Source organism: Mesorhizobium sp. M4B.F.Ca.ET.143.01.1.1 (assembly GCF_004792275.1).
GTDB classification, from domain to species: Bacteria; Pseudomonadota; Alphaproteobacteria; order Rhizobiales; family Rhizobiaceae; genus Mesorhizobium; species Mesorhizobium abyssinicae.
On sequence record NZ_SRSR01000216.1, the window covers coordinates 1 to 328 of the forward strand.

General features: G+C 63.7%; 1 pseudogene. It reads right to left on the reverse strand.

Going from position 1 to position 328, the window contains the following annotated elements:
• Nucleotides 1–222, reverse strand: a pseudogene (locus EN786_RS36700) (GDP-mannose pyrophosphatase); the annotation flags it as partial.
• Nucleotides 223–328: the final 106 nt, after the last annotated feature.

A 328-nucleotide genomic window follows, 5' to 3' on the forward strand; every position in this document is an offset into this window, starting at 1 on the left:
GCCGACGGCGTAAGCCGGGAAGCGGAACTGCCGCATCAGTAGCACCGTCTGGCGCTCAGGGTTGAACGGCAGGATGACCGCGCCGTCGCCGCGATCGTAGGTCTGGCGAGTCTGCGTCTCCCATCGCCCGTCGCGGCGGCGATAATCGAGCACTGTCTTCTTCAGCACGGCCCAGTCGTCCGAAAGAACCTCTTCCGAACGGATGCGAACGCGATCTTCCATGACGACCTCCGTATTGGCCGCAAAGGGGTAACGGCGAACGATGACCCGCGCAATCCCGGAAACCGACTGGTCCAGAGGGAGTTTCACCGGCTCGTGTCTGGCGCGA